The organism is Aquimarina sp. AWH4_224 (genome assembly GCF_056160245.1).
Map to the genome: position 1 here is coordinate 1 of NZ_JBSWWU010000032.1, position 2,621 is coordinate 2,621.

Consider the following 2,621-nt stretch of genomic DNA (forward strand, 5'->3'; position numbering starts at 1 on the left):
TACAATATGGTAAAATAACTACTATCAAAACTCTATATCAAGCATTAAAAAAATAATACCAAGTACGCATAAAATATACCTATGAAAAAAACAACTACTTATACCTTTAAAAAAAATATTTACCGAGACTACGGTTTCCCATAACATCAGTATTCAATAATTTTTGATCTTAGGGAAGAACGGGAAAAACAAGAATTATGGACAATTTATTTAATGTATATCAGGAGATTAAATTAAAAGGAGAAATTGGGATTTTAAGAAGGAATAATATCCAAAACAATTCAAAAAAAACATATCATATCCGCGGAAAACTAAAATACGGAAAATTAGTCGAGGATGAATTTTTTAACAAATCAGACGAGCTTTTGTATCGTGTAGAATACTTTATCTCTTACGACAGTAACTATAGATATATTAGAATTAAAGATGAAAAAAAATCTGCCTGCTACGAAACTGAAGATTTACCGTATTTAAACATATCCGAAGGCAATATAGTAACCCTTAAAACTGGTGGGCCTAAAATGGAAATCATTGGGTTTAACAAAGACTATGTAAAATGCCAATGGAATGACCAATCTGGAGTTAAGTCGGTGTATTATCCTTATTACTCTCTTGAAAATGTATCAAAATAATTTTCTATATCGTTCTCAGCGCCTTTACGAATAACACTGTAAGTTATCGACTCCCCCAATAATTTGAACATATAATTGCCTGTATGTATACATGGCAAGATGAATGGCATACCCTGTCGTTTACCCCATAAAAAGTATGGCTTGAATTAAAATTATACACCCCCAATATTCTGTATAATTTTAAAACAACTAACGTATCGCATACCTCATGATTTGTTTCATATCGTCAAAAGCATGTATTTCAGTATAACATGAAATACATCAGCTTCACCACAATCACATTTTGAATGCTGGCTTAAAATTTTTGACGTTTAACCAATTTTATGAGATATGAAACAACACTACTCCAATGTATGGATCTACCTTGGTATTATCCTACTAACCATTCTTGCTTCTTGTGAGAAAGACGACATTACTACATATGATCAACCTCAAATACAAGAGGTGACCATAGCCAAACCTGTTCAAGACACCACTTATACGGACGAAGAACTGTTAAAAGTTCTGGACGAAGAATTAGAATTTTTAGAAAATGACGAAAAAGCCGGGATTGTAGATATCTCGCATATGGATATTGTAAAAGAAAATCCAAAAAAAATCTATGTGCATTACCTACCCTGGTTTCAAAGTAAAGATTATGATGGATACTGGGGGCAACACTGGACGATGACTAACCAAAACCCTGATCAGCTAGATGAAAATGGCAATGCACAAATTGCATCCTATTATTATCCAATGATTGGTCCATACTCTTCAAACGATCCAGATCTGCATGAATATCATTTCCTTACCATGAAATTATCAGGAGTTGATGGAGTTATCTTTGATTGGTATGGAAGCAAAGATCTTCACGATTATGGATTAATTAAACAATCCACAGAAACTTTTATAGAAACCCTGGAAGACCTGGGACTTAAGTTCTCCATAATGTACGAAGATCGAGTAGCCGTACAAGCTGCGCAAGCTGGTCTATCCACTAGTACGGTTGCAGCTGCACAAGAAGATTTTTCATATATCAATGATACCTATTTTTCTAGTCCAGAATATATGGAATACAACGGAAAAAAACTGTTGTTCGTTTTTGGGCCACATCATATCAATACCGAAAATGAATGGAATGAAGTATTCGAAGTACTCCCTGAAGAAAATCATCCCGACTATTTAACCTTATGGGGCGCTAGCAACCGCGTTGGTACTAACTCTGCCGGTGAATTTTTATGGGTAGATAAAGATCATCTATTAGCGCATGAATATTATTACGATACCTACCCCACTATGAATAAGATTACCGTAGGATCTTCATACCCGGGATTCAAAAGTTTCTATAAAGATGGTGGATGGTCTGATGGAATTAATGAATGGAGCATTGACACCGATCAAGGCAATACTTTTGTAGAAACGCTTAATTATACCCATCATGAACAATCTGATTTTATTCAAATTATCACCTGGAATGATTTTGGAGAGGGAACGATGATAGAACCTACTGAAGAGTTTGGGTTTATGTATTTGCAAATCCTACAACAATATACAGGTGTTCCCTTTACACCAAATGATTTGCAGGTAGCGGCAGACTTATACAAGATCAGAAAAAAATTCAAAAACAACAGATTAGCGCAACGCTTATTAGACAGAACTTATGTGTATGTAAAAAAATTGAAACTACGCCGCGCTGATAAAGTGATAAAAGCAATTAACCGTTTTTTCTAATATAGAAATCAAAAACTTAGAAATTATGAAGCATATATACCTGACCAATACCCCAAACTATTTTTTAGCCAAGCATTTACATTTGACGTTTTTTGAAATTTTTAAGATTTTTTTATGTTAAAAAAGGGTAGAATCAGGTCTATTTTTAACCAAAAATTGTTGAGGAAATCCGCATTATCATTAACATATGTAGTACAAAGACTACTTTTTTTGAATAAAAAATGTTAAAATTTCAATGAAAAACAACCTATTTTCGATGAAATACACAGTTTTTGGTAC

2 protein-coding genes are annotated in these 2,621 nt (G+C 33.3%); both read left to right on the forward strand.

Translation table 11 applies throughout. The annotated features are described in order from the left end of the window. Positions 1-197 precede the first annotated feature (197 nt). Entirely contained in the window at positions 198-632 is a 435-nt protein-coding gene (locus ACXAGJ_RS24535) for a DUF2158 domain-containing protein (protein ID WP_474843807.1), read from the forward strand. Positions 633-962: 330 nt separating this feature from the next. Next, positions 963-2,342 carry a glycoside hydrolase family 99 protein gene (locus ACXAGJ_RS24540; RefSeq protein ID WP_474843809.1) on the forward strand — a complete coding sequence of 460 codons (1,380 nt, stop codon included), beginning with the start codon at positions 963-965 and terminating at the stop codon, positions 2,340-2,342. The last annotated feature ends 279 nt before the right edge of the window (positions 2,343-2,621 follow it).